This is a genomic window from Candidatus Streptomyces philanthi, from assembly GCF_059553635.1.
Window position 1 is genome coordinate 1 of record NZ_JCANQV010000479.1, and the last position, 2,762, is coordinate 2,762.

Annotated in this window: 2 protein-coding genes; both read right to left on the minus strand. The window is 73.1% G+C overall.

Annotation, left to right across the window (positions count from 1 at the left end; translation table 11 throughout):
* Positions 1 to 2,172: Tex family protein (locus tag AC51EU_RS29200; protein WP_496270105.1), on the minus strand; the 2,172-nt coding region annotated here is incomplete at its 3' end.
* Between the two features lie 151 nt (positions 2,173 to 2,323).
* A partial coding sequence (locus AC51EU_RS29205) for an SCO6745 family protein (RefSeq protein WP_496270104.1) occupies positions 2,324 to 2,762 on the minus strand: 439 nt, incomplete at its 5' end.

Here is a 2,762-nt window from a genome sequence, read left to right on the forward strand (position 1 = left end):
CTCGTCGTCCAGGCGCAGCGTCAGCGAGATCCGCTTGCGCGGCACATCGACGTCGAGGACCTTCACCCGCACGATGTCACCGGGCTTGACGATGTCCCGGGGGTCCTTGACGAACGTCCTCGACATCGCGGAGACGTGCACCAGCCCGTCCTGGTGGACACCGACGTCCACGAACGCGCCGAAGGCGGCGACATTGGTCACCACGCCCTCCAGCAGCATCCCCGGCGTCAGGTCGCCGATCTTCTCCACGCCCTCCTTGAAGGTCGCGGTCCGGAAGACCGGGCGCGGGTCGCGGCCCGGCTTCTCCAGCTCCTGGAGGATGTCCGTCACCGTCGGCAGGCCGAAGGAGTCGTCCACGAAGTCCTCGGGGCGCAGCGCCCGCAGGGCGGACGTGTTGCCGATCAGCGAGCCGACCCCGTCGCCCGCGGCGGCGACCATCCGGCGCACCACCGGGTACGCCTCCGGGTGCACGCTCGACGCGTCCAGCGGGTCGTCGCCGCCCCGGATGCGCAGGAAGCCCGCGCACTGCTCGTACGCCTTCGGGCCGAGCCGCGGCACGTCCTTGAGGGCCTTGCGGGAGCGGAACGGGCCGTTGCCGTCGCGGTGGTTGACGATGTTCTCCGCGAGGCCCGCGCTGATGCCGGAGACCCGCGACAGCAGCGGCGCGGACGCGGTGTTGACGTCCACGCCGACGCCGTTGACGCAGTCCTCGACGACCGCGTCCAGCGACCGCGACAGCTTCACCTCGGACAGGTCGTGCTGGTACTGCCCGACACCGATCGACTTGGGATCGATCTTGACCAGTTCCGCCAGCGGGTCCTGGAGCCGGCGCGCGATGGACACCGCGCCGCGCAGTGACACGTCCAGCTCCGGCAGCTCCTGCGAGGCGAAGGCGGAGGCCGAGTAGACCGAGGCACCCGCCTCGGACACCATCACCTTCGTCAGTTTCAGCTCCGGATGCGCCGCGATCAGGTCCGCCGCCAGCTTGTCGGTCTCCCGGGACGCGGTGCCGTTGCCGATCGCGATCAGCTCCACACCGTGCTCCCGCGCCAGCCGCGCCAGCGTCGCGAGCGCCGCGTCCCACTTCTGCTGCGGTACGTGCGGGTAGATCGTGTCCGTCGCCGCCACCTTGCCGGTCGCGTCGACGACCGCGACCTTGACGCCGGTACGGAAACCGGGGTCGAGGCCCATCGTCGCCCGCGTCCCGGCGGGCGCGGCCAGCAGCAGATCGCGCAGGTTCGACGCGAACACCCGCACCGCCTCGTCCTCGGCGGCCTGCCGCAGCCGCAGCCGCAGATCGATGCCCAGGTGCACCTGGATCCGGGTGCGCCAGGCCCACCGGACGGTGTCCCGCAGCCAGCCGTCGGCGGGACGGCCCCGGTCGGCGATGCCGAAGCGGTGCGCGACGGCCTGCTCGTACGCGCTGGGGCCCTCGGGCGCCGACGCCGGGTCCTCGGGCTCCAGGGTGAGGTCGAGGATCTCCTCCTTCTCGCCGCGCAGCATCGCCAGCACCCGGTGCGAGGGCAGTTCGGTGAACGGCTCGGCGAAGTCGAAGTAGTCCGCGAACTTCGCGCCGGCCTCCTCCTTGCCCTCGCGCACCTTCGCCGCGACCCGGCCGCGCGACCACATCCGCTCCCGCAGCTCGCCGATCAGGTCGGCGTCCTCACTGAACCGCTCGGTGAGGATGGCCCGCGCGCCCTCCAGGGCGGCCGGCGCGTCGGCGACACCCTTGTCCGCGTCGACGAACGCCGCGGCGGCCGCGGCCGGTTCGACCGACGGGTCGCCCAGCAGCCCGTCGGCCAGCGGCTCCAGACCGGCCTCCCGGGCGATCTGCGCCTTGGTGCGCCGCTTGGGCTTGTACGGCAGGTAGATGTCCTCCAGCCGCGCCTTGGACTCCGCGCCGCGGATGCGCGCCTCCAGCTCCGCGTCGAGCTTGCCCTGGGACCGTACGGACTCCAGGACCGCCGCCCGCCGGTCCTCCAGTTCCCGCAGATAGCGCAACCGCTCCTCCAACGCGCGCAACTGCGCGTCGTCGAGCATCTCGGTGGCTTCCTTGCGGTAGCGCGCGATGAACGGCACCGTCGAACCGCCGTCGAGCAGTTCGACCGCGGCCTTCACCTGCCGTTCCCTGACGCCGAGCTCCTCGGCGATCCTCGCTTCGATGGACCCCATGGCCTCGGTGGCTGCCGTCACGTTGATCCTGCCCGCCTTCCGCACGTGCTTGAGCCTGCATTGTGCCGGGTGGCGGGCCGGACTGTCGCGCCGCCCGGCCGGGGCCGCCGGGGTGTGAGAAGGCGCACGCACACCCCGGCGGCCCCGTCGGTCAGGACCGGGCCGACAGGTCCGCGGGAAACGCGCCGGTGGCCGCCACCGTCGCCAGGAAACCGGACGTCAGTTCGGTGAGCCGCGCCACGCCCTCGGCACCCAGGTGCACGAAGGGGGCCCGGTCCAGGCGGTCGGTGGTGTCCTCCAGGTCCGCGCGCAGCCGCGTGCCCGCCTCGGTCAGCGCGCCGTCGGCGTCCATCAGCCCGCGCCCGCGCAGCCGCTCGTACGCCGCCGCCAGGTCGTCCTCCGTCCAGCCCCGGGTCCGCCGGATCCACGCGGCCGTGATGCCCCCGCCGTCGGCGGAGTGCGTCACCATCGCCTCCAGACCGTCCAGCCCGGCGTCGAACAGCGCCGCCGTGTGGCCGTCGCCGCGGTGCTCGCGCAGCAGGGTGGCGGCGTGCCAGAAGGCGAGGTGCGGGGCGTCGGGCACCGGCAGG